Origin of the sequence: Achromobacter sp. Root170 (assembly GCF_001428165.1) — a bacterium.
GTDB classification, from domain to species: domain Bacteria; phylum Pseudomonadota; class Gammaproteobacteria; order Burkholderiales; family Burkholderiaceae_B; genus Achromobacter; species Achromobacter mucicolens.
In genome coordinates this window covers 398026-421812 of the sequence record NZ_LMHN01000017.1, presented here as the reverse complement: position 1 = coordinate 421812, position 23787 = coordinate 398026, and the positions used below count along the sequence as shown (strand labels likewise).

The window sequence follows — 23787 nt, the reverse complement described above, 5'->3', positions numbered from 1 at the left end:
CCGGATTCCATACGAAAAGAGAGCGTGAAGTTTTACTGCAAAAGAGTGACGGTTCTATGACAGCGCCCATTCGCTAAGGGTACGTCAAATACGGGACGTATGGCGCATCGGCCTGACGCTTGCAAGCGCCTGTTCCATAAGCAAAAACCCGAAGCCGAAGGCGTTGTCACATGGGGTCTCTATAATCGGTCCACCTCACAGCCAATATCACGAGCCGCATGGATCAACTTCTGGCCGCGGTGGACCTCGGGTCCAACAGCTTTCGCCTCTCCATCGGACGCATCGTTCAGCAGGACGGTACGCCCCAGATTTACCAGATCGACCGCCTCAAGGAAACCGTCCGGCTGGCCGCCGGCCTGGATGCCGATAAACGGCTTAGCGACGACGCCATCGACCGCGCCATCGCTGTGCTGGAACGCTTTGGCGAACGGCTACGCAGCTTTCACCCCAATCGGGTGCGCGCGGTTGCCACCAACACTTTTCGCGTCGCCCGCAACACGCGGGACTTCCTGCCCCGGGCCGAAGCCGCGCTGGGTTTTCCGATCGAAGTCATCGCCGGCCGCGAAGAGGCCCGCCTGATCTTCACGGGCGTGGTCAACACCCTGCCCCCCTCCCCCAACAAGCGCCTGATCATCGACATTGGCGGCGGTTCCACCGAAGTCATCATCGGCAAGGGGCTCGAACCCGGTCTGATGTCCTCGCTTTACATGGGGTGCGTCAGTTACAGCCGCCAGTTCTTCTCGGACGGCGTGGTGGACGCCCACCAGATGAAACAGGCCGAACTGGCCGCGCGCCGCGAAATCGAAGTCATCGCCAAGCAGTACCGCAAGACGGGCTGGAAAGAAGTGTATGGCTCTTCCGGCACGGCCAAGGCGCTCTTTGCCATCCTGACCGAAGGCGGCTATTCCAACCGCGGCATCACGCGCGTCGGGCTGAACAAGCTGAAAGACCGCCTCGTGCGCTCGGGCCGCGTCATTCCGTCCGAGCTGCCCGGCATCAAGATCGAGCGCGCCGACGTGCTACCGGGCGGCCTGGCCATCATGAGCGCGTTGTTCGACGAACTGGGCATCGACGTCATGCACACCGGCGACGGCGCGCTGAGGCTGGGCGTGCTGTACGACCTGCTGGGCCGCGACGACGAGCACGACAAGCGCGATGAATCGGTGCGCCAGTTCATGAAGCGCTATCACGTCGATGTGAACCAGGCGCGCCGCGTGCGCCACGCCGCCCTCACCCTGTTCGATGCGATGTTCCCGGAAGGCCAGGAACGCGCCGAACTGCGGCCCGCGCTCGGCTGGGCGGCAGACCTGCACGAAGTGGGCCTGTCGATCGCGCACAACGCGTATCACAAGCACACCGCCTATGTGCTCGAAAACGCAGACATGCCCGGCTTCTCGCGCGCGGACCAGCAACTGCTGGCCCTGCTGGCGCTGGGTCACCAGGGCAAGCTGGTCAAGCTGGAACCCCTGGTGCGGTCGCGCCCGCAGTGGAAAGCCATTCTGGCTCTGCGTCTGGCCGTGCTTTTGTTCCGCCGCCGCGGCGAGATCGAGCCCCTGCCGCTGACCGCCTCGGTCCGCGACAACTCCATCGTGGTGCGCGTCAATCGCGAATGGCTGGCCGAACATCCGCTCAGCGACTTCACGCTGCGCGCGGAAGAAGCCGAGTGGAACAAGGTCGGGTTTTCGTTCGAGTTGCTGGAGTTCTGAAGCGGCCGCGCGGGGCGGCCTGGCCGCCCCGGCGCTTCAAAATGGCGACAGATCGGTTTCGCGATCGAGCCGCCTGAGTTCCATGCGCAGCGGCCGGGTGGCCCGCCGTATCAGTCTGATAGTCATTCGGCGGAGCAGGCGGCGCATGGTAGTGGCGTCTAGCGCTGAGTATTGAGGACGGCCGGCTGATCCAGGCCGAAGTGGCGGCGGTAGCGCTCGTCCATGCGCTCCATCTTCAAGAGGACCGGAAAGTCGGCGGCGTTGAAATCCGGATCCCAGGCGGGTTCGCCGCAAACCTTGGCGCCCAGCTTCAGGTAACCCTTGATCAGCGGCGGCACGCGGGCCGGCAGGGTGCTGTTGAGCTTTTCGACCGGGTAGCGGTGCAGCGGCGTGACACGCGGCTCAGTACCCTGGGGCATCTGCTTGGCAACCGTGCGCCAGACTTCGGCTGCGGTGACGCCGTCGTCGCGCAGGCTGACGCTGGCGCAACCCAGCACGTATTCGTAACCGCCGCGGCGCAGGTATTCGGCCAGGCCGGACCACAACAGCATGATGACCGCCCCGCCCCGGTAATCCGCGTGGGTGCACGAGCGGCCGACCTCGACGACTTCGTCGCGGATGGCGCCCAGACCCGACAGGTCGAACTCCGATTGCGAGTAATAGCCGCCGGCTTCGAGGGCTTTTTCGGGGGTCAGGATCCGATAGGTGCCGACGACGCGGTCTGTGTCGAGCTCGCGCACCATCAGGTGTTCGCAGAAGGGATCGAAGCGGTCTTGTTCGATGCCGTCTTGCGCATCTGGAAAGACGGCGCCCATGTCTTCCGTGAAGACGTCATAGCGCAGGCGTTGAATCTGCTCTATTTCTTCGGCGGTACGCGCCAGGCCGACCGCCAGGACTTTGGGGGCGGCGCCCGTCCAGGGTTCTGCGGTACTGCGGCTCGGGTTGATGCGTGCTAATTCCAGCATTGCGCGAAGCTCCTAGAGAGTCCAGCCAGTGTGGACGCCCTGTATGTCAATGACTTGACCAATATGTTACGTGACTATGAAGATTAGGCCGGTACAGAAAGTGCACATAAACAAAGGCCACGCGCCGATTTTCGACGCGTGGCCCACATATTAAAACGAAAACTCCGGGTTTACCCCAAGCTTTGCGCAAGCTTCTCGGCGGAATTGGTCGCCAGCGCCTCGTCTTCGGCCTCGACCATCAGACGCAGCTTGGGTTCCGTCCCCGAAGCGCGGATCAGGATCCGGCCGCGGCCGTCCAGTTCGGCTTCGACCGCCTGGCGCGCCGCCGTCAGACCGGGATGCGTCTTCCAGTCCATGCCGGGCGTGAGCGGCACATTGATCATCTTCTGCGGATACATGCGCAGATCGCTGACCCAATCGCCCAGCGCAGCCGAATTGCGGCGCAGCGCCGTCAGGACCTGCAAGGCGGCCACGATGCCATCGCCGGTGGAGTGGCAGTCCAGGCACAGCAGGTGGCCGGAGCTTTCGCCGCCGTACAGCCAGCCGCGCGACTGCATCTGTTCCAGGACGTAGCGGTCGCCGACGTTGGCGCGGTCAAAGCCCACGCCCAGTCGCTTCATTTCGCGCTCGAAGCCGAAATTGGTCATCAGCGTGCCCACGACGCCTTCGACCTTGCCGCGCTGCATGCGCTCGCGCACGATGGCGTACATCAGCTCGTCGCCGTTGTAGATGCGGCCCTCGCCGTCGACCATCTGCAGGCGGTCGGCGTCGCCGTCCAGCGCAATGCCAAGCTGGGCGCCGCGCGCCTTGACTTCCTTGGCCAGCAGCTCGGGGTGCAGCGCGCCCACGCCCTTGTTGATGTTGAAACCGTCCGGGTTCACGCCGATCGCGTGGACTTCGGCGCCCAGCTCACGGAAGACGTGCGGGGCGATGTTGTAGGCGGCGCCGTGCGCGGCGTCGACCACGATGGTCATGCCGTTCAGGTCCAGATCGTTGGGGAACGTGCTCTTGCAGAACTCGATGTAGCGGCCCTGGGCATCGCCCATGCGGCGCGCGCGCCCCAGGCCTTCGGAGCTGACGCAGCCCAGCGGCTCGTCCAGCGCGGCCTCGATATCGGCTTCGATGTCGTCGGGCAGCTTCATGCCCTGCGCCGAGAAGAACTTGATGCCGTTGTCCTGGTAGGGATTGTGCGATGCGCTGATGACGATGCCGGCGACCAGGCGCAGGGCGCGGGTCAGGTAGGCCACGGCGGGCGTAGGGATCGGGCCGGCCAGCAGCACGTCGATGCCGGCGGCGGACAGCCCCGCCTCCAGCGCGGATTCCAGCATGTAGCCGGAAATCCGGGTGTCCTTGCCGATGACGACCTGCGGGCGCGTCGCGCCGCGAACCGCGTGCTCGCGCGCCAGCACGCGGCCAGCCGCGTAGCCCAGCCGCAGCGCGAATTCGGCGTTGATCACCGGACCGCCGACTTCACCGCGTACGCCATCGGTACCGAAATATTTGCGTCGAATCATGAACTGATAGCTCCTTGTTCAGCCGCCTGCCATACCTTAAGCGCATCCACGGTGGCCGCAACATCGTGCACGCGCACGATGGAAGCGCCACGCGCGACGCAGGCAAGCGCGGCGGCAATGCTGCCGGGCAGCCGGTCGCCGACCGGCCGGCCTGTGGCCTGGCCGATCATGTTCTTGCGCGACAGGCCGATCAGCAATGGATAACCGGTGCTGCGCAGGCTGGACAGCCGGCGCAGCAGTTGAAAGTTCTGGTCGGCCGTCTTGCCAAACCCGAAACCCGGGTCCAACACGATGCGCCGAGGATCGATCCAGGCCGCGCGCAGCTTTTGCGCGCGTGCCCCCAGGAAGAGGCCGATTTCACCGATCAGGTCGGTGTACTCGGGCGGCGCCGCCTGCATAGTGCGCGGCTCGCCTTTCATGTGCATGACGCACAGGCCGCAGCGCGATTGCGAGACGGCCTCGATCGCGCCCGGCTGCCTGAAACCATAGATGTCGTTGATCATGTCCGCACCCGCGTCCAGCGTGGCGCGCATGACTTCCGGTTTAAAGGTGTCGATCGACAGCGGCACGCCGCAGTCGCGCAGCGCCTCGACCACCGGCAGCAGCCGGTCCAGCTCGTCGGACACGGACACGGGGTCTGCGCCGGGCCGCGTGGACTCGCCGCCCAGATCCAGGATCTGCGCGCCTTCGTCGATCAGCCGGCGCGCATGCGCCACCGCGGAATCGGTATCGTCGTGCTGGCCGCCGTCGGAAAACGAGTCCGGCGTGACATTGACGATGCCCATGACAAGCGGGCGCTCGAGATCAAACTCGAAGCGCCCGCAAAGGAAGTTATTTGCCATAACCCAGAACGAAGGACCTCAGACCGCAGCTGCCGTGTTGCCGTCTGCAGCCAGGCCGGTCGGCGGCGTATCGGACGTATCCGACGGGCCTTGCGGCGTCTTCGGAGGACGCGGGGGGCGGCCCTCCATGATGTCGTTGATCTGGTCGGCGTCGATGGTTTCCCATTCGAGCAGCGCGGCGGTCATCACTTCGACCTTGTCGCGGTTGTCTTCCAGGATCTTGCGCGCAACGCCGTACTGCTCGTCGATGATGCGGCGGATCTCGGTGTCCACCTTCTGCATGGTGGCTTCGGACATGTGCGTGGTCTTGGTGACGCTGCGGCCCAGGAAGACTTCGCCTTCGTTCTCGGCGTAGACCATCGGGCCCAGTTCGTCGGTCATGCCGTAGCGCGTGACGATGTCGCGGGCGATGGCGGTGGCGCGTTCGAAGTCGTTCGAGGCGCCCGTCGTCATCTGGTCCATGAAGATCTCTTCCGCGATACGGCCGCCGAACAGCACGGCGATCGTGGACAGCAGACGGCCCTTGTCCATGCTGTAGCGGTCCGTCTCCGGAAGCTGCATGGTCACGCCCAGCGCACGGCCGCGCGGGATGATGGTGACCTTGTGGACGGGGTCGGTCTTGGGCAGCATGCGCGCGACGATCGCGTGGCCGGACTCGTGGTACGCGGTGTTCTTGCGTTCCTCTTCGGGCATCACGATGGAGCGGCGCTCGGCGCCCATGATGATCTTGTCCTTGGCCTTTTCAAAGTCCGACATATCCACCGTGCGGCCATTGCGGCGGGCGGCGAACAGCGCGGCTTCGTTGACCAGGTTGGCCAGGTCGGCGCCGGAGAAGCCCGGGCAGCCGCGCGCCAGGATGGTCGCGTCGACGTTGGGCGACAGCGGAACCTTGCGCATGTGAACCTTCAGGATCTGCTCGCGGCCACGGATATCTGGCAGCGGCACGACAACCTGGCGGTCGAAACGGCCCGGACGCAGCAGCGCCGGATCCAACACGTCGGGACGATTGGTTGCGGCGATCACGATGACGCCCTGGCCGGATTCGAAGCCGTCCATTTCAACCAGCATCTGGTTCAGCGTCTGTTCGCGCTCGTCGTTGCCACCACCCAGACCGGCGCCACGCTGGCGGCCGACCGCATCGATTTCGTCGATGAAGATGATGCAAGGCGCGTGCTTCTTGGCGTTTTCGAACATGTCGCGGACACGGGCCGCGCCCACGCCGACGAACATTTCAACGAAGTCCGAGCCCGAGATGCTGAAGAACGGCACCTTGGCTTCGCCGGCGATGGCCTTGGCCAGCAGCGTCTTGCCGGTACCGGGCGAGCCCACCATCAGCACGCCGCGCGGAATGCGGCCGCCCAGCTTCTGGAACTTGCTGGGGTCGCGCAGGAAGTCGACCAGCTCCTGGACGTCTTCCTTGGCTTCGTCGCAGCCGGCAACGTCGGCGAAGGTGATCTGGTTGGTGTTTTCGTCGAGCATCCGGGCGCGCGATTTGCCGAAGCTGAACGCGCCGCCCCTGCCACCGCCCTGCATCTGGCGCATGAAGAACACCCAGACGCCGATCAGCAGCAGCATGGGGAACCACGACACGAAGATGCTCATCAGGAGCGACTGCTCTTCACGCGGCTTGCCCGACACCTGCACGCCGTACTTCAGCAGGTCGGAGACCATCCAGAGATCGCCGGGCGAAGTCAGCGTATAGGCGCGGCCCGCGTCCGGGGTGACGTACAGCACGTCGCCTTGAACGTCGACCTTGCGGATGCGTCCCGCCTTGGCGTCGTCCATGAACTGCGTGTAGGTCACGCCGTCCTGGGTCTGAGCGCGTCCGTCGAACTGTTTGAAGACGGTGAACAGCACCAGGGCTATCACCATCCAGACAGCGACTTTGGAAAATGAATTGTTCAAGGTCGATCTCCTGCTTTCGATTCCGACCGGCGACTGTGCACCCGCGTATGGCACAGTCACAAGTATGTCAATAGCCCATTCTAACCTGTAGGACGGAGTTGCGTCCCGGCAGCCGTGGGGCCCATTTAATTACATTTGATTCTTGAGTTTTCTGGTCGTTGTCTCGGCGGGCCGGGGTTTTCTTGGCCAGGGCACCTTGCCCCGGATGGATACGGAAGGGTTACTTCAGATCGCGCGCCACCAGAAAGGTTTCAGAGGACTTGTCCCGTGACGCCTTCGGTTTGCGTTCAACCACCCGGCGAAAGCGCTTTTTGAAGGATTCGACGATCTGCGAAAAGCCAGTGCCGTGGAATGCCTTGACGATCAGCGCCCCGTTGGGCTTGAGGTGGGCGCAGGAAAATTCCATCGCCAATTCGCACACATGCTGGATGCGCGCGGCATCGGCAATACCCACCCCGGACAAGTTGGGGGCCATGTCGGAAATAACAAGGTCCACCGCACGGGTTCCGACCATGTCTTCCAATTGTTTCAAGACTTCATCTTCGCGGAAGTCGCCCTGGATGAATTCCACGCCTGCCACGGGTTCCATGGGCAGGATGTCCAGCGCGATAATGCGGCCGTCCACGACGCCGCCCGGCCCCGCGAGCCGTTCGCGCGCCACCTGTGACCAGCTGCCGGGCGCGGAGCCCAGGTCGACGACCAGGTCGCCGCGGCGCAGCAGCTTTTCGGTGTCGAGAATCTCGATCAGCTTGAAGGCGGCGCGGGCGCGATAGCCCTTCTGTTGCGCCAGCTTCACATAGGGATCGTTGATGTGCTGGTGAATCCAGTCTTTAGAGAATTTATTCTTGGCCATTACCGTACAATTCCACGCATGCCTATATTAGAACTTACCTCTCGTGAGCGCAGCGACCTGCGGTCCGCCGCTCACCCTCTGCGCCCTGTCGTCCTGATTGGCGACAACGGCCTGACCGACGCCGTGCTGAAGGAAATCGACCGGGCGCTGACGTCGCATGGCCTCATCAAGGTTCGCGCCGGCGGCGACGACCGCGAGGCCCGTGACGCCATGCTTGCCACGATCTGCGACACGCTATCGTGCGCGCCCGTGCATCACCTGGGCAAGACCCTGATCCTGTTCCGCCCGCTGCCCGGCAATATCAAGCCCGCCGCGCTGGCCGCCCAGGAGCCCGAAGCCCCCGCCAAGCGCCGCGCCTCGGAGCCGTACACGCCCAAGAAGCTGGCCGCCGAAGGCCGGACCCTTGCCAAGCGCCCGCGCCGCAGCGAGTCCGAAGAGCCCGCGCCCGCCAAGAAGCGTTACGTCCCCCAGGACGAACTCAACAAGAAGGGCAAGCCCATGCGGCCGTCCAACAAACGCGCCACCACCAGCGGCCACGGCATTCCGCGCCGCGCCGGCAGCGCGCTGAGCCTGCGCGCCGGAGCCCGCAGCGGCACCAGCCGCAAGACTGCAAAACGGTAAGTCCAGGCACAAAAACGGGCGCTTTACGCGCCCGGTCCACCATAGCGATCCGCAATGTACCGCGGAATTCAGACGAACGTTGCGTCAGGGCCAGGGTGGTTTGACATTTTTACTGCTTGACGGGTTTGCGTCAGATGTAACGCACACCCAGGACTTCATACTCGCGAACGCCAGCCGGGGCCATGACCTCGACCACGTCGCCTTCGCTCTTGCCGATCAGCGCGCGAGCCACGGGGCTGGACACGGAAATCAGGTTGGACTTGATATCAGCTTCGACGTCGCCGACGATCTGATAGGTGACGCGATCGCCCGAATCCAGGTCTTCGATGTCGACGGTGGCGCCAAACACGGCGCGGCCTTCGGCCTCGAGCGAGGACGGATCGATGATGTGGGCATTGGAAAGCGTGCCTTCAAGCTCGGCAATCCGGCCCTCGATGAAACCCTGGCGCTCGCGAGCGGCATCGTACTCGGCATTTTCCGACAGATCACCCTGCGCGCGAGCCTCGGCGATCGCGTTGATCACAGCAGGACGTTCGACGGTTTTCAGCCGTTGGAGCTCTTCTTGCAAGCGCTCGGCCCCGCGCACGGTCAAAGGAATGGCAGACATGTCGTTTCCCAAACAAAAAGTAGAAAAACGCCCCGAAGGAGCGTTCTCGGTGAAGGCCGCTGGACCGGCGCGCTTGCCATCTGATGCTTGAAAAAACCTGGCGAGCGGCGCGGGCGACCAAAACAAAACCCCGGCTCGGGTCGGAACCGGGGCAATCAAGTTCATATTGTGGTCAAACTTGCTGGGAAATGCAAGCCGCCGGAGAAAACGGCCTTTTCGGCGCATTTCGCCGCTGTAACCCGCTAAAAACGGCGATTTCGCGCCAAAAACGCTGGCGATGCCGACCGTAGCGGCAAACCGGGATGCGGAGTGCGGGTTTTCCGGGATCCGCTATCGCTGAAAAACACCTGAAAGATTGCCTGTGCGGCTTGAAACGGGGCGCCAGGGCGCCCCGGCCCGCAGCGTTTACTTCGTGCGGCGCAACAGCGCATACAGGATGATGGCGCCGAAGGTGGCGGTACCGATGCCGCCCAGCGTGAAGTCGCCCAGCTTGATGGTGAAGTCGCCCGCGCCCAACACCAGCGTGACAGCGGCCACGATGAGATTGCGGTTGTCGGTGAAATCCACTTGATTGACGACCCAGATGCGGGCGCCGGCAATGGCGATCAGGCCAAAGACGACCACCGACATCCCGCCCAGCACGGGGCCCGGGATCGTCTGGATCAGTGCGCCGAACTTGGGCGAGAAGCCCAGGACGATCGCAATCACCGCAGCAATCACGAACACCAGCGTGGAATAGATGCGCGTGACCGCCATGACGCCGATGTTCTCGGCGTAGGTGGTGACGCCCGTGCCGCCAACGGCGCCCGACACCATCGTGGCCACGCCGTCGCCGACAAAGGCCCGGCCCAGGTAGCGGTCCAGGTCGCGCCCCGTCATGGCGCTGACGGCCTTCACGTGCCCGAGGTTTTCGGCCACCAGGATGATGGCGACCGGAACGATCAGGCCCATGGCCTCGGCCTTGAAGACAGGCGCCGAGAACTGCGGCAGGCCGAACCACGCGGCGGCGGACACCGCGGAGAAATCGATGGGCTTGCCCAGGCCCAGGCCGTTGGCCAGCACCGCGTACACCACGCAGGCAAGGATCAGGCCGACCAGGATGAGCAGGCGCTGCACCATGCCGCGGGTATAGACGGCGATGCCGCCGACGCAGACGATCGTGACGATGGCCATGGCGCTATCGAAGCCCGACGCCCCCATCGCGCCCTTGGCGGCGATGGGCGCGAGATTCAAGCCGATCACCGCCACCACCGCGCCCGTGACGACGGGGGGCATAAGCGTATCGATCCAGTTGGCCCCGCCGCCTGCCCGGGCGTTGACGATCCAGACGATGACGCCGATCAGCGTGTAAGCCAGACCGCAGGCAATGATGGCGCCCAGCGCGACGCCGATGTTGGCGTTGGCCCCGCCGCCGGCATAGCCGGTCACCGCGATGACGCCGCCGATGAACGCGAAGCTGGAACCCAGGTAGCTGGGCACCCGGCCGCCCACGAACAGAAAGAAGATCAGCGTGCCGATGCCCGACATCAGGATGGCGACGTTGGGATCGAACCCCATGAGCAACGGCGCCAGGACGGTCGAGCCGAACATCGCGACGACGTGCTGTGCGCCCATGGCGACGTTCTTGGGCCAGGACAGCCGTTCGTCGGGCGCGATGATGACGCCGGGCTCGGCGTCGTCCGCCAGGCGCCAGCGCGGAAAGTAGGAGTTGGACATGGATTCCCCGGGGTGGTACGAGAGGGTTTCAAACTGCGAGCGGGCGCCAGTGTAAAGGGGGCCATCAAGCGGGGGCAACGTTTAAGTTTTGCCGGCCGATTGCCGTATTAGTGGAAACCCCGAAATCCCAGGTGAAGGAACAGTCATGGCGATCAACAGCATCAGCGGCACCTCCCGGATCAGCAGCCTTGCAGATCTTTGGGCCGAGAAGATCCAGGCCAACAAGGAAGCGAAGAACGCTTCGGGACAGGATGCGGTGTCGGTGACTGCGGAAGGCAAGATCCGCGTCAACAATCCAGGCGCCACCAAGGTCGGCAACGCGCAGGCCACCGAAGAAACCGACAACGACGACGAATACACCCGCCAGATCAAGGAGTTGCAAAAGCAGCTCAAGCGCATCATGGATCAGATCGCCAAAGTAAAGGCGAGCGGCATGTCGGCCGAAATGAAGGCGCAGCAGATCATGGCGCTCAATGCCCAGGCGGTGCAGATCCAAGGCCAGATTTCCCACCTCCTGGCAAAACAGGCGCAGGCTGCCAAACAGGCCGGCGTGTCGGCCCAGGCCTGATTCGGGGCAAGCGATGTGGCACCGTCGCTGATGGCGCGCATCAAAATTTCTGATTGGACGCTCCTCGGGCGTGCCGGTACTGTCTCCAGACAAATCTAAAACCACGGAGACAAACCATGCACGCTATGCGCACAGCCCTGGCCGGGGCGTTGCTGGCCGTTTGCGCGGCGCCGGCGCTCGCCGGCACCGTTACGGTGATCACGTCGTTCCCCAAGGACCTGACCCAGGCCTACAAGACCGCGTTCGAAAAAGCGAACCCAGGCATCACCCTGGAAATCCTGAACAAGAACACCGTGTCGGGCATCGCCTTCGTCCGCGAGACGCCGGCAGGCCAACGCCCTGAGGTCTTCTGGGCGAGTGCGCCCGATGCGTTCGAGGTGCTGGGGCGCGACAAGCTGCTGGCCAAGTCGGCCGACATCGCCAACAAGGACGTCCCCGACAAGATCGGCAGCTACCCCATCAACGATCCGGGCGGCATGTATCTGGGCCAGGCGCTGGCGGGCTACGGCATCATCTACAACACCCGGTACATCGCGGCGCACAAGATCCCGGCTCCCGTGGAATGGAAGGATCTGCTGTCGCCCAAGTGGTTCGGCCACGTGGGCATCACCTCGCCGTCGCGCTCGGGCACGATGCACCTGACGGTGGAGACCATCCTGCAGGGCGAAGGCTGGGATGACGGCTGGAGCACGCTGCTTCGCATGTCGGGCAACAGCAGCGCCGTGACCGAGCGCTCGTTCGGCGTGCCGGACGGCGTGAACAACGGCCAGTTCGGCGCAGGCCCGGTCATCGACTTCTTCGGACTGTCGAGCAAGTATTCCAAGTTCCCGGTCGAGTTCGTCTATCCCTCAGAGACGGCCATCGTCCCGGCCAACATCGCGCTGATCGAGGGCGCAAAGAACACCGAGGAAGGCAAGAAGTTCATCGCCTTCACGCTGAGCCAGGCAGGCCAGGAGCTGCTGCTGGAGCCGAAGATCTCGCGGTTGCCGGTGCTGCCCTACCCCGCGCTGGCCGGAAAGATTCCGCCGGGCTATCCCGATCCGGCGGAAATCGCCAAGCGCAGCAAGGTGCATTTCGATGCGGACCTGTCGCAGACGCGCTACTACGTCGTGCAATCTTTGTACGACCAGACCGTGACGTTCCGGCTGAAAGAGCTGCAAGCGGCCACCAAGGCCATCTACGACGCCGAAGCCAAGCTGGGCGACAAGGCCAAGAGCGGCAAGGCGGCGGAACTGCTGGACCAGGCGCGCAAGCTGGCCTGGGCGCCGTTGGTGGACAGCAAGAAGGCGGCCGATCCTGCGTTCCTGGCGATCTTCGCGGGCAACAAGAAGGACGCGGCCGTCAATCAGCAGATCACGCAGCTCGAAGGCGAGTGGAACGGCCGCGCGCGCGCCAACTACGAAGAAGCCGTCAAGCTGGCGCGGCAAGCCGCCGCGCTCTGATACGCAGGACGCACTGAACGCGGCGAGCGGGCCTGACCTGCCCGCCGCGGGCAGCGCTTGTCTTCTGGCAACGATTTTCGGGAATCTCGATGAATCATTCGGGCCATTTGCGCCTGCCCCCCGGCCCCGTCCTGGCGGCGCTGCTGGTGTTGGGCTTTCTGCTGCTGTTCCTGATCGTGCCGGTGGGCACGGTCTTTCACAGCGCCTTCGTCAACGCCGACGGCAGCTTCACGACCGGGCACTTCGGCGCCTTCTTCAACCAGCCGTTGATGCGGGAGGCGTTCTTCAACAGCCTGTACGTGGCGGGCTGGTCGGCCCTGCTGGCCTCGCTGATCGCGGTGCCGCTGGCGTACTTCACGGTGCGCTTCGATTTCCGGGGCGCCCTGCTGATCCAGACCCTGGGCGTGCTGCCGCTCATCATGCCGCCCTTCGTGGGCGCGGTGGCCATGCAGCTGATCTTCGGCCGCTCGGGCAGCGTGAACCTGCTGCTGAACGACTGGTTCGGCTTCACGATTCCGTTCATGGAAGGGCTGAACGGCGTGATCTTCGTGGAGGCCATCCATTATTTCCCCTTCATCCTGATGAACCTGGTCGTGGCGCTGCGCAACATCGACGGGGCCATGGAGGAAGCGGCCTTCAACCTGGGCTCGCGCGGCTTCCGGCTGTTTCGCCGCGTGATCTTTCCGCTTGCCCTGCCCGGCTACGTGGCCGGCGCGTCGCTGGTGTTCGTGAAGGTGTTCGACGACCTGGGCACGCCGCTTGTGCTGGGCACCACCAACATGCTGGCGCCGCAGGCTTATTTGCGCATCACGCAGGTCGGTTTGGAAGACCCGCTGGGCTACGTGATCAGCGTCATCATGGTGGGCTTCTCGATCCTGGCGCTGTGGCTGTCGGCGCGGGTGCTCAAGGGGCGCGACTACTCCACGCTGCAGAAGGGCGGCAATTCGATCCAGAAGCGCAAGCTGGGACCGGTGGAAAGCGTGCTGGCGTATGGCTGGATCGTGCTGGTGCTGCTGCTGGTGCTGTCGCCGCACATCGGCGTGTTGCTGCTGTCGCTGGCCAGTGTCTGGAGCTACGCGCCGCTGCCGGACGGGTACACGCTGGCGCACTACTCTGCCGTGTTCTCGGAATCGCAGGGCATGATCGCCAACACGTTGCTGTACTGCGGGCTGGCTGCCGGCATCGACGTGATCCTGGGCACCGCGATCGCGTACCTGATGCTGCGCACCCGGCTGCCTGCGCGCCAATGGCTGGATTTTCTTGCTTCCGCGGCGCTGGCGATTCCGGGCATCGTGCTGGCGATCGGCTTTTTGCGCACCTTCCGCGGCATCGAATTGCCGGGCACGGGCACGCTGCTGACCTCGTCGTGGATCATCATCATGCTGGCGTATTCCGTGCGGCGGTTGCCGTATGCGCTGCGCTCGTGCGTGGCGGCGTTGCAGCAGATCCACGTGTCGCTGGAAGAAGCCGCGCAGTCCCTGGGCGCCACGCGCATGAGCACAATCCGCCGCGTGGTGGTGCCGCTGATGGCGGGCGGCATGCTGGCGGGCTTTGTGACCAGCTTCGTCACCGCGGCCGTGGAACTGTCGGCCACCATCATGCTGGTGACCAAGGACAGCCAGGCGCCCATGAGCTATGGCATCTATCTCTACATGCAAAGCGCGGCGGGCCGGGGCCCGGGCGCCGCGCTGGGCGTCCTGGCGGTGGTCGCCGTGGGCATCGGCACATACATCTCGCACCTGCTGGTGGACCGCGCGTCCAAACGCCAGCAGCCGGCGCGCAATGAAGGGGAATCCGCATGAAGAAAGTCAGCGTCGAATGCCGCAACATTCAGCTTTCCTACGGCAACACCGAAGTGCTCAAGGACGTCAGCATCAGCATCGAGCCGGGCGAGTTCTTCGCGCTGCTCGGGCCGTCGGGGTCCGGCAAGTCCACGTTGCTGCGGCTGATCGCGGGGTTCAACCGGCATAGCGCCGGCCAGTTGCTGGTGGACGGCAAGGACATCAGCGGCACCCCGCCCTGGCACCGCAACATCGGCATGGTGTTCCAGAACTACGCGCTGTGGCCGCACATGACGGTGTGGGACAACGTGGCGTTCGGGCTGGTCGAGCGCAAGCTGCCGCGCGCCGAGATCCGCACCAAGGTCGAAGCAGCGCTCGATCTGGTCGGCCTGTCCCAATATGCCAAGCGGCGTCCAAACCAGTTGTCCGGCGGCCAGCAGCAGCGGGTGGCGCTGGCGCGCACCATCGTGATCGAACCGCAGGTGCTGCTGCTGGATGAACCCCTGTCCAACCTGGACAAGAAGCTGCGCGTGCAGATGCGCCAGGACCTCCTGAGCCTGCAGCGCCGCCTGGGGATCACGACGATCTTCGTCACGCACGACCAGGAAGAAGCGATGACGACCGCCGACCGCATGGCGGTGCTGGACCACGGCGTGGTGCAGCAGATCGGTGCGCCCAGCACGCTGTTTGACTATCCGGTGAACCGCTTCGTGGCGAACTTCGTGGGCACGATGAATGTGCTGGAAGGCAATGTGCGCGAGCGCACCAGCAGCAGCGTGACGCTGGCGGTGGACGGCGTGGGCGACCTGCATCTGCCGCTGGCGGGCGACGCGCCCGCGGCCACGCGGCTGGCGGCAAGTTTCCGGCCCCACACGGTGCAGATCGAGATGGCGGACGGCCTGGGCGATGCGCGCTACGTCTGGCTGCCCGGCATTGTGGAAAGCAGCGAATTCCTGGGCGAATTCACGCGCTATCAGGTGCAGGTCGGCGAACAGCGCCTGACCGCGGACCAGGCGCATCTGGCCGGGCTGTCGCCGTTTTCGGCGGGCGCGCCGGTGTCCGTGGGGCTGGAGCCGACACAGGTGCGGTTGCTGGCGGCCTGACCTACACTCGCGGCCATGGAAATCTACCAGATCCGCGCCTTCGTCACGGTCGCCCGGCTGGGCAACCTGACGAAGGCGGCCGAGGCGCTGTCGCTGACGCAGCCCGCTGTGACGGCACAGATCAAGGCGCTGGAGCAGAGCCTGGGCGTGGCGCTGTTCGATCGCAGCGGCGGCCGCCTGGCCCTGGCCAAGGCGGGCGAAGTATTGCTGCCGACGGCGGAATCGCTGCTGGTGCTGGGCGCGCAGTTCAAGTCCGAGGCGCAGCAGTTGCAGGGCAATCTGCACGGTATCGTCGAGCTGGGCGTACCCAGCGAAAAGCCCGATTTCCTGCGCCTGGGCGAGCTGGCGTCGGCCGTCACGCAGCGCTTGCCGCTGGTTGAGTTAAAGACACAGACGCAGCCCGCGGCGGCGCTGGCCGAACAGGTGAGCACGGGCCGTCTGCCTGCCGCGCTGACCATCGCGGCCAACGCGCCGCGCGGCGTGCTGTGGCAACCGCTGCGCAGCGTGCGATACCGCATCGCCATGCCCGGCGAGCACGCGGCGGTGCTCAAACGCGGCGGCTGGCGCGAAGTGGCGCAACTGCCGTGGCTGGACGGGCAGTCCGGCAGTCACACGCATCTGCTGCTGCGCGATATGTTCGAACGGCACGGCCTGTCGCCGCGCATCGTGATGCAGAACGACGACCAGGCCAACATGGACGCGCTGGTGCGGGCGGGTGCGGGCTGCGCGCTGCTGCGCGAGGAAACCGCGCTGGCGGGCGCGGCGTCCAACGACTTCATCGTGTGGGGCCAGGCGCGCGTGGACGCCGTGCTGGGCTTCATGCTGCCTTACGAACGCGCTAGCGAGCCCGCGCTGGTCGCGTTAAGCTCGATCATTCAAGCCATCTGGAAACCGCGCGCGCCCATCGCGCCCGCCCAGGCTTAAGGCTCAATTCCCGCAACAAGACTGCAATGACTGAAATCTGGTTCATCCGCCACGGCGAAACCGACTGGAATCGCCAGCGGCGCCTGCAAGGCTGGCAAGACATCCCCCTGAACGAATTTGGCGTCAACCAGGCCAGCCTGCTGGCCTCGCGCCTGCACGACGAGGCCAAGCACACGCCCATCCATGCGATCTACAGCAGCGATCTGCAGCGCGCGCACGCGACCGCCGTGCCGGTCTCCGAGCAGCTAGGCCTGCGCGTGCGCGTGGAGCCCGGCATCCGCGAACGGGGTTTCGGTGTGCTGGAAGGCCTGGACCATGAGCGCATCGACGTGCTGGCGCCCGAGGCCGCGGCCGCCTGGAAGAGCCGCGATCCGCTGCGCCCGCTGGACGGCGGCGAAACACTGGGCCAGTTCCAGTCGCGCGTCATCAGCACGGTCGACGATATCGCCAGCCGCCATGAAGGCGAGCGCATCCTGCTGTTCACCCACGGCGGCGTGCTGGACATCATCTGGCGCCATGCCTCGGGCGTGCCGCTGAACGCGCCGCGCGATGCCGCGCTGCTCAATGTCAGCATCAACCGCGTCGGCGTTGATGGCCGCAAATGGGAAGTGTTGGACTGGGGCGATGTCAGCCACGTGGCCGCCGAGGTGGGCGACGACGTGGTGCCTTGAATCGGACCCGGGAGTCCGTGGGTGTCCGACACCCCTGAAACAGGTGCGGCAGTTGAAGGTCGTTTCCGCCGGGTGTCAGACACCGGAGGACAACGCAGCCAGACTCAGGCCGTCTTGCGCGGCTTGCGCGGAGCGTTGCGGGCGAGCCTGTCGTACACGGCGTTGGGCAGCAGGCGCATCAGCTTGGCCACCACACCCATCTGCCACGGAATCACCGTGTAGCTCGTGCCCTTGTCGATTGCCGCGCGGGCGCGCGATGCGAAGGCGTCGGCTTCCATCAGGAAGGGCATCGAGTACGGGTTGTGCGCCGTCATGGCGGTTTTGATGTAGCCGGGCGCGATCGTCACCACGCCAATGCCCTGGGCGGCCAGTTCAAGTCGCAGGCTCTCGCAATACGTCACCACCGCCGACTTGGACGCGCTGTAGGCGCCCGCCCCGGGCAGGCCGCGCACACCGGCCACGCTAGCGATGCCGACCAGCCGCCCCGCCCCCGCCGCGCGCATTGGTCCGATGAAGGGCTCGAAGGTGGAGACCGTGGCCAGCAGGTTGGTGTCGACGATGGCCTTGAACACGTCGAAATCCTCGCCATGGTCAGTCAGCGTGCCGGCGCTGATGCCCGCGCTGGCGATGACGACGTCCACCCTGCCCTGGCAGAACGCGATGAAGTCCTGCGCCGCGGCATGCAACGCCTGGCGGTCGCGCACGTCGACGGCATAGCAGCGGTGGACGCCAGGCAGACTGCCGGCCAGTTCCTGCAGCGCGTCCTCGCGCCGGCCCAGCAGGCCCAGCGTGGCGCCCGATGCGGCGTATTGCTGCGCCAGCGCGCGGCCCAGTCCGCTGCTGGCGCCGGTAATGAAGACGTTGACCATGTGTGCCCGTCGCTGTGTTGGCGTTGCAAAGAATTAGGGCACGCTCTCGCGTGCCCTAACGTTGACTACCGGCTTAGCCGTGCAGGGAAGCGTGAAGCTCTTGCAGCGGGTACACCTGCAGGCCGAGGCCCTGGCGCAGATACTGCATGCCTTCGACCGCGGCGCGGGCGCCGGCGATGGTCGTGAAGAAGGTCACGCGGGCGGCCAGCGCCTGGGTGCGGATGGTGCGCGAGTCGGCGATGGCGTTGCGGCGTTCTTCGACGGTGTTGATGACCAGCGAGATTTCGCCGTTCTTGACCATGTCGACGATGTGCGGACGGCCTTCGTTTACCTTGTTCACCACTTGCACCGGAATGCCGGCGGCTTCGATCTCGGCGGCCGTGCCGCGCGTGGCGACCAGCTTGAAGCCCAGGGTGTGCAGACCGCGCGCCACTTCGACGGCGCGGGGCTTGTCCTGGTTCTTCACGCTGATGAACACCGTGCCGGATTCCGGCAGGCGCACGCTGGCAGCCAGCTGCGACTTCACGAAGGCTTCGCCGAAGCTCATGCCCACGCCCATCACTTCGCCGGTCGACTTCATTTCCGGTCCAAGGATGGTGTCCACGCCAGGGAACTTCACGAACGGGAAGACGGCTTCCTTGACCGAGAAGTAAGGCGGCACGACTTCCTTCGTGATGCCTTGCGCGGCGAGGGTCTGGCCGGCCATGGCGCGCGCGGCGATCTTGGCAAGCTGCAGGCCCGTGGCCTTGGAGACGTAAGGCACCGTGCGCGAGGCGCGCGGGTTCACTTCCAGCACGTAGACGTCGCCGCCCTGGATGGCGAACTGCACGTTCATCAGGCCGCTGACGTTCAGGGCCTTGGCCATCATCGTGGTCTGGCGCTTGATTTCGGCGATGACTTCCGCCGACAGCGAGTACGGCGGCAGGCTGCACGCCGAGTCGCCCGAGTGCACGCCGGCCTGCTCGATGTGTTCCATGACGCCGCCGATGAAGACGGTTTCGCCGTCGGCCAGGCAGTCCACGTCGACTTCGGTGGCGTTGTTCAGGAAGCGGTCCAGCAGCACGGGCGAGTCATTGCTGACCTTCACGGCTTCGCGCATGTAGCGCTCGAGGTCCTGCTGCTCGTGCACGATTTCCATCGCGCGGCCGCCCAGCACGTAGCTGGGACGCACGACGAGCGGATAACCGATTTCGGCGGCGTGGGCCAGGGCCTCGCCTTCGGTGCGCGCGGTGCGGTTGGGCGGCTGACGCAGGCCAAGCTTGTTGAGCAGCTTCTGGAAGCGCTCGCGGTCTTCGGCGACGTCGATGGATTCGGGGCTGGTGCCGATGATGGGCACGCCGTTGGCTTCCAGGGCGCGCGCCAGCTTCAGCGGGGTCTGGCCGCCGTACTGGACGATCATGCCGACCGGGTTTTCCTTGTGAACGATTTCCAACACGTCTTCCAGCGTCAGCGGCTCGAAGTACAGACGGTCGGAGGTGTCGTAGTCGGTGGACACGGTTTCCGGGTTGCAGTTGACCATGATGGTCTCGTACCCGTCATCGCGCAGCGCCAGCGCGGCATGCACGCAGCAGTAGTCGAACTCGATGCCCTGGCCGATCCGGTTCGGGCCGCCGCCCAGCACCACGATCTTCTTGCGATCGGTGGGGGCGGATTCGCACTCTTCCTCGTACGTGGAGTACATGTAGGCGGTGCGGGTGGCGAATTCGGCGGCGCAGGTGTCGACGCGCTTGTAGACCGGGCGCACGTTGAGCTGGTGGCGCAGCTTGCGCACTTCGGATTCCGAGGAGTCCAGCAGGAACGCGAGGCGGCGGTCCGAGAAACCGCGGCGCTTCAGTTCGAACAGCGTGGCGTAGTCCAGGTCGGCCAGCGTCTTTTGCTCGAGCGCCAGCTCGATGTCGACGATTTCCTTGATCTGCGAAAGGAACCACGGGTCGATGTGCGTGATGTTGTGCACTTCGTCCAGCGTGAAGCCTTGCGCGAAGGCGTCGCCCACGTACCAGATGCGTTCCGGACCGGGCTCGCCCAGTTCGACCTGCAGCTTTTCGCGGTCGGTGGTCTTCTGGTTCAGGCCGTCGACGCCCACTTCCAGGCCACGCAGCGCCTTCTGGAACGATTCCTGGAAGGTGCGGCCGATGGCCATGACTTCACCCACGGACTTCATCTGGGTGGTCAGGCGCGCGTCGGCGGTGGGGAATTTTTCGAAGGCGAAACGCGGCACCTTGGTGACCACGTAGTCGATCGTCGGTTCGAACGAAGCCGGCGTTGCGCCGCCGGTGATTTCGTTGCGCAGCTCGTCGAGCGTGTAGCCGACGGCCAGGCGCGCGGCGACCTTGGCGATGGGGAAACCCGTGGCCTTGGAGGCCAGCGCCGACGAACGCGAAACGCGCGGGTTCATCTCGATGACGATCATGCGGCCGTTCTTGGGATTGACGGCGAACTGCACGTTCGAGCCGCCCGTATCCACGCCGATCTCGCGCAACACCGCGATCGATGCGTTACGCATGATCTGGTATTCCTTGTCGGTCAGCGTCTGGGCCGGCGCGACGGTGATGGAGTCGCCCGTGTGGACGCCCATCGGATCCAGGTTTTCGATGGAGCAGACGATGATGCAGTTGTCCGCCTTGTCGCGGACCACTTCCATCTCGAATTCCTTCCAGCCGAGCAGCGATTCTTCGATCAGGAGTTCGCTGGTGGGCGAGGCTTCCAGGCCGCGGCGGCAGATGGTTTCGAATTCTTCGGCGTTGTAGGCGATACCGCCGCCCGAGCCGCCCATCGTGAAGCTGGGGCGAATGACGGCGGGAAAGCCGGAGGTGCCGACTTCGGCCGCGATGCGGCGCTGCACTTCCCAGGCTTCGTCCATGCTGTGGGCCACGCCCGACTTGGCCGATTCCAGGCCGATGTCGGTCATGGCCTGCTTGAACTTCTGGCGGTCCTCGGCCTTTTCGATGGCGTGTTCGTTGGCGCCGATGAGCTCGACGTTGTGCTTCTTGAGCACGCCGTGGTGGGCCAGGTCCAGCGCGCAGTTCAGCGCGGTCTGGCCGCCCATCGTGGGCAGGAGCGCATCGGGCTTTTCACGCTCGATGATCTTTTCGACGGCTTGCCAGGTGATGGGCTCGATGTAGGTGACGTCGGCCGTTTCCGGGTCCGTCATGATCGTGGCCGGGTTGCTGTTCACCAGGATGGTGCGGTAGCCCTCGGCCTTGAGCGCCTTGCAAGCTTGCGCGCCGGAGTAGTCGAATTCGCAGGCCTGCCCGATGATGATGGGGCCGGCGCCGATGATGAGAATGCTTTTTAGGTCTGTACGCTTGGGCATGATGCAATCTTTACTTTTGGCCGGACATCAGGCTGATGAACTTGTCGAACAGCTCGAGGATGTCGTGCGGACCCGGGCTGGCTTCGGGGTGACCCTGGAAGCAGAAGGCCGGGCGGTCGGTGAGCTCGAAGCCTTGCAGCGTGCCGTCGAACAGCGACACGTGCGTCACGCGCGCGTTGGCGGGCAGGCTGGCCGCGTCGACGCCGAAACCGTGGTTCTGGCTGGTGATGAACACGCGCTTGGACGCCAGGTCCTGCACGGGGTGGTTGGCGCCGTGATGGCCCGTCTTCATCTTGACGGTGTTGCCGCCCACCGCCAGGCCCATGATCTGGTGGCCAAGGCAGATGCCGAACACGGGCAGCTTCTTGTCCAGGAAGGCGCGGGTGGCGTCGATGGCGTAGTCGCAGGGCTCGGGGTCGCCGGGGCCGTTGGACAGGAACACGCCGTCGGGATTGAGCTTGAAGACGTCTTCGGCGCTGGTCTGGGCCGGCACCAGCGTGATGCGGCAGCCGCGGTCGGCCAGCAGGCGCAGGATGTTGCTCTTCACGCCGTAGTCATAGGCGACCACGTGGAACTTGGACTGGTCGGGCGACGTGTATCCGCCTTCGAGCTGCCAGGTGCCTTGCGTCCAGCCGGTGCTTTCCTTGATGGACACGACCTTGGCCAGATCCTGGCCGGCCATGCCGGGAAAGCCGCGGGCGAGTTCAACGGCGCGCTCGGCGTCGGAACCCACGAGGATGCACGCGCCCTGGGCGCCCTTTTCGCGCAGGATGCGCGTGAGCTTGCGGGTGTCGATGCCGGAAATGGCAACGATGCCCTGCTCGTTCAGGTAGTCAGGCAAGGATTGCGTGGAACGGAAGTTCGACACGCGCGCGGGGCAGTCGCGTACCACCAGGCCGGCGGCATAGACGCGATTGGATTCCACGTCTTCGGCGTTGACGCCGGTGTTGCCGATGTGCGGATAGGTCAGCGTGACGATCTGGCCGCTATAGCTGGGATCGGTGAGAATTTCCTGGTACCCGGTCATCGCGGTGTTGAACACCACTTCGGCGACGGTATGGCCAGGCGCACCGATCGACACGCCTCGAAAAATGGTACCGTCCGCCAGAGCCAGAATTGCAGGAGGGAAGCGGTTGATCCCCTCGGGAAAGAGTTGCGGCAGCACAGTAAACCCCGGTTTTAGAATCGATAATCAAACCTTCGGATTATACCTTGACCGGCCGTTTTTCCCGGAGAACCGCGCCAAATAAGGCCGAAACCGGTGTTTTTGGCTGTTTTGCCGCGCCGTTGCGCGGCATTCCATGACCGCCCTCGGCCTTGCGGCGGACAGCGGCGTGGCGGCGTCGGTGATACGCTAGCAGCACCTTCAACCCTAGCCTGCTGCGAGTCGTATAAGTCCATGCCCAGCCAACTTGACGCCCTGCGTGATCACACCACCGTTGTCGCCGATACCGGCGATTTCGAAGCCATGAAGGCGTTGCGTCCCACCGACGCGACCACCAACCCGTCCCTGATTCTGAAGGCCGTGCAGCAGGACGCCTACCGCCCGCTGCTGGAAAAGACCGCGCGCGAACACCGCGGCGCCTCAACTGCCGAGCTCATGGATCGCCTGCTGGTCGCCTTCGGCCGCGCGATTCTGGACATCGTGCCGGGCCGCGTCTCCACCGAAGTGGACGCCCGCCTGTCGTTCGACACCCGTGCCACCATCGAGCGCGCGCGCGGCCTGATCGCCCTGTACGAGGCCGCCGGCATCCCGCGCGAGCGTGTGCTGATCAAGATTGCCTCCACCTGGGAAGGCATCCAGGCCGCCCGCGTCCTGCAGTCCGAAGGCATCCGCTGCAACCTGACCCTGCTGTTCTCGCTGCCGCAGGCCGTCGCCTGCGCCGATGCGCACGTGCAGCTCATCTCCCCGTTCGTGGGCCGCATCTACGACTGGCACAAGAAATCGGCCGGGGCGTCGTGGGTCGAAGAGGACAATACCGGCGCGCGCGATCCAGGCGTTCAATCCGTCACCAATATCTACCGTTACTACAAGCACTTCGGGATTCCCACGGAGATCATGGGCGCGAGCTTTCGCAACGTGGGGCAGATCCTTGCCTTGTCCGGCTGCGACCTGCTGACGATCAGCCCGGACCTGCTGAACAAGCTGGCCTCCACCGAAGGCGACGCCCCGGCGCAGCTTCGCGCCGGCGACGCGCGCGACGGCCTCGAACGCATCGGCGCGGATGAAGTCACGTTCCGCACCCAGCTCAATGAAGACGCGATGGCCAGCGAAAAACTGTCCGAGGGGATCCGCCTGTTTGTGGCCGATGCCATCAAGCTGGACGCTCTGATCGACGCGCAGCGAGGCTGAGCCAGCGTGGCGCGCGGCGCCCGTCCGCGCGCCC

General features: G+C 64.9%; 19 protein-coding genes. 9 read left to right on the top strand and 10 right to left on the bottom strand.

The genetic code is table 11. The features are described 5' to 3' along the window. Positions 1–218 precede the first annotated feature (218 nt). Positions 219–1706, top strand: a complete 1488-nt coding sequence (ppx, locus tag ASD87_RS22705; protein WP_056326846.1) for an exopolyphosphatase — start codon at positions 219–221, stop codon at positions 1704–1706. Between the two features lie 158 nt (positions 1707–1864). Here the strand turns inward: ppx and ASD87_RS22700 are convergent, their stop codons facing one another. The 5 genes from ASD87_RS22700 to ASD87_RS22680 form a co-directional block, all read right to left on the bottom strand. After that, positions 1865–2671: a GNAT family N-acetyltransferase gene (locus ASD87_RS22700; protein ID WP_056326843.1), complete on the bottom strand. Its 807-nt coding sequence runs from the start codon at positions 2669–2671 to the stop codon at positions 1865–1867. 170 nt (positions 2672–2841) lie between these two features. Then, positions 2842–4185 carry a phosphoglucosamine mutase gene (glmM, locus tag ASD87_RS22695; protein WP_056326842.1) on the bottom strand — a complete coding sequence of 448 codons (1344 nt, stop codon included), beginning with the start codon at positions 4183–4185 and terminating at the stop codon, positions 2842–2844. Then, positions 4182–5027, bottom strand: coding sequence for a dihydropteroate synthase (gene folP, locus ASD87_RS22690; protein WP_056326840.1), 846 nt, complete (start codon positions 5025–5027; stop codon positions 4182–4184). The genes glmM and folP overlap by 4 nt, the downstream gene beginning before the upstream one ends. An 18-nt stretch (positions 5028–5045) precedes the next feature. Next, positions 5046–6932, bottom strand: coding sequence for an ATP-dependent zinc metalloprotease FtsH (ftsH, locus tag ASD87_RS22685; protein WP_056326838.1), 1887 nt, complete (start codon positions 6930–6932; stop codon positions 5046–5048). A 220-nt stretch (positions 6933–7152) separates the two neighbouring features. Continuing rightward, positions 7153–7785: an RlmE family RNA methyltransferase gene (locus ASD87_RS22680; protein WP_056326836.1), complete on the bottom strand. Its 633-nt coding sequence runs from the start codon at positions 7783–7785 to the stop codon at positions 7153–7155. Between the two features lie 18 nt (positions 7786–7803). On the opposite strand from ASD87_RS22680, the gene ASD87_RS22675 reads away from it, so the two are divergent. Then, positions 7804–8406: a YhbY family RNA-binding protein gene (locus ASD87_RS22675; RefSeq protein WP_056326834.1), complete on the top strand. Its 603-nt coding sequence runs from the start codon at positions 7804–7806 to the stop codon at positions 8404–8406. Positions 8407–8536: 130 nt separating this feature from the next. Here ASD87_RS22675 and greA read toward each other — a convergent pair whose 3' ends face one another. Then, the gene (gene greA, locus ASD87_RS22670; RefSeq protein WP_008158056.1) at positions 8537–9013 is read right to left on the bottom strand and encodes a transcription elongation factor GreA; all 477 of its coding nucleotides are present in this window, start codon (positions 9011–9013) and stop codon (positions 8537–8539) included. A gap of 405 nt (positions 9014–9418) precedes the next feature. Beyond that, positions 9419–10729, bottom strand: coding sequence for a solute carrier family 23 protein (locus tag ASD87_RS22665; RefSeq protein WP_056326833.1), 1311 nt, complete (start codon positions 10727–10729; stop codon positions 9419–9421). A gap of 145 nt (positions 10730–10874) precedes the next feature. Here ASD87_RS22665 and ASD87_RS22660 point away from each other — a divergent pair, with 145 nt between their 5' ends. From ASD87_RS22660 to ASD87_RS22635, 6 genes are all read left to right on the top strand, one after another. After that, positions 10875–11297 carry a FlxA-like family protein gene (locus ASD87_RS22660; RefSeq protein WP_056326831.1) on the top strand — a complete coding sequence of 141 codons (423 nt, stop codon included), beginning with the start codon at positions 10875–10877 and terminating at the stop codon, positions 11295–11297. A 116-nt stretch (positions 11298–11413) separates the two neighbouring features. Continuing rightward, on the top strand, positions 11414–12739 hold the full coding sequence (locus ASD87_RS22655) for an ABC transporter substrate-binding protein (RefSeq protein ID WP_056326830.1): 1326 nt from the start codon (positions 11414–11416) through the stop codon (positions 12737–12739). Between the two features lie 89 nt (positions 12740–12828). Beyond that, positions 12829–14541, top strand: a complete 1713-nt coding sequence (locus tag ASD87_RS22650; RefSeq protein ID WP_056326828.1) for an iron ABC transporter permease — start codon at positions 12829–12831, stop codon at positions 14539–14541. Then, on the top strand, positions 14538–15623 hold the full coding sequence (locus ASD87_RS22645; protein WP_056326826.1) for an ABC transporter ATP-binding protein: 1086 nt from the start codon (positions 14538–14540) through the stop codon (positions 15621–15623). The genes ASD87_RS22650 and ASD87_RS22645 overlap by 4 nt, the downstream gene beginning before the upstream one ends. 15 nt (positions 15624–15638) lie before the next feature. Next, on the top strand, positions 15639–16547 hold the full coding sequence (locus ASD87_RS22640) for a LysR family transcriptional regulator (protein WP_056326823.1): 909 nt from the start codon (positions 15639–15641) through the stop codon (positions 16545–16547). Between the two features lie 26 nt (positions 16548–16573). Continuing rightward, positions 16574–17218, top strand: coding sequence for a histidine phosphatase family protein (locus ASD87_RS22635; protein ID WP_056326821.1), 645 nt, complete (start codon positions 16574–16576; stop codon positions 17216–17218). 104 nt (positions 17219–17322) lie between these two features. Here ASD87_RS22635 and ASD87_RS22630 read toward each other — a convergent pair whose 3' ends face one another. From ASD87_RS22630 to carA, 3 genes are all read right to left on the bottom strand, one after another. Next, complete coding sequence (locus tag ASD87_RS22630) at positions 17323–18087, bottom strand: SDR family oxidoreductase (protein WP_056326819.1); 765 nt, start codon at positions 18085–18087, stop codon at positions 17323–17325. Between the two features lie 73 nt (positions 18088–18160). Continuing rightward, positions 18161–21400: a carbamoyl-phosphate synthase large subunit gene (gene carB / locus ASD87_RS22625; protein WP_056326817.1), complete on the bottom strand. Its 3240-nt coding sequence runs from the start codon at positions 21398–21400 to the stop codon at positions 18161–18163. Between the two features lie 10 nt (positions 21401–21410). After that, positions 21411–22565, bottom strand: a complete 1155-nt coding sequence (gene carA / locus ASD87_RS22620) for a glutamine-hydrolyzing carbamoyl-phosphate synthase small subunit (RefSeq protein ID WP_056326815.1) — start codon at positions 22563–22565, stop codon at positions 21411–21413. 234 nt (positions 22566–22799) lie between these two features. On the opposite strand from carA, the gene tal reads away from it, so the two are divergent. Beyond that, positions 22800–23753, top strand: coding sequence for a transaldolase (gene tal / locus ASD87_RS22615; RefSeq protein WP_056326812.1), 954 nt, complete (start codon positions 22800–22802; stop codon positions 23751–23753). Positions 23754–23787: the final 34 nt, after the last annotated feature.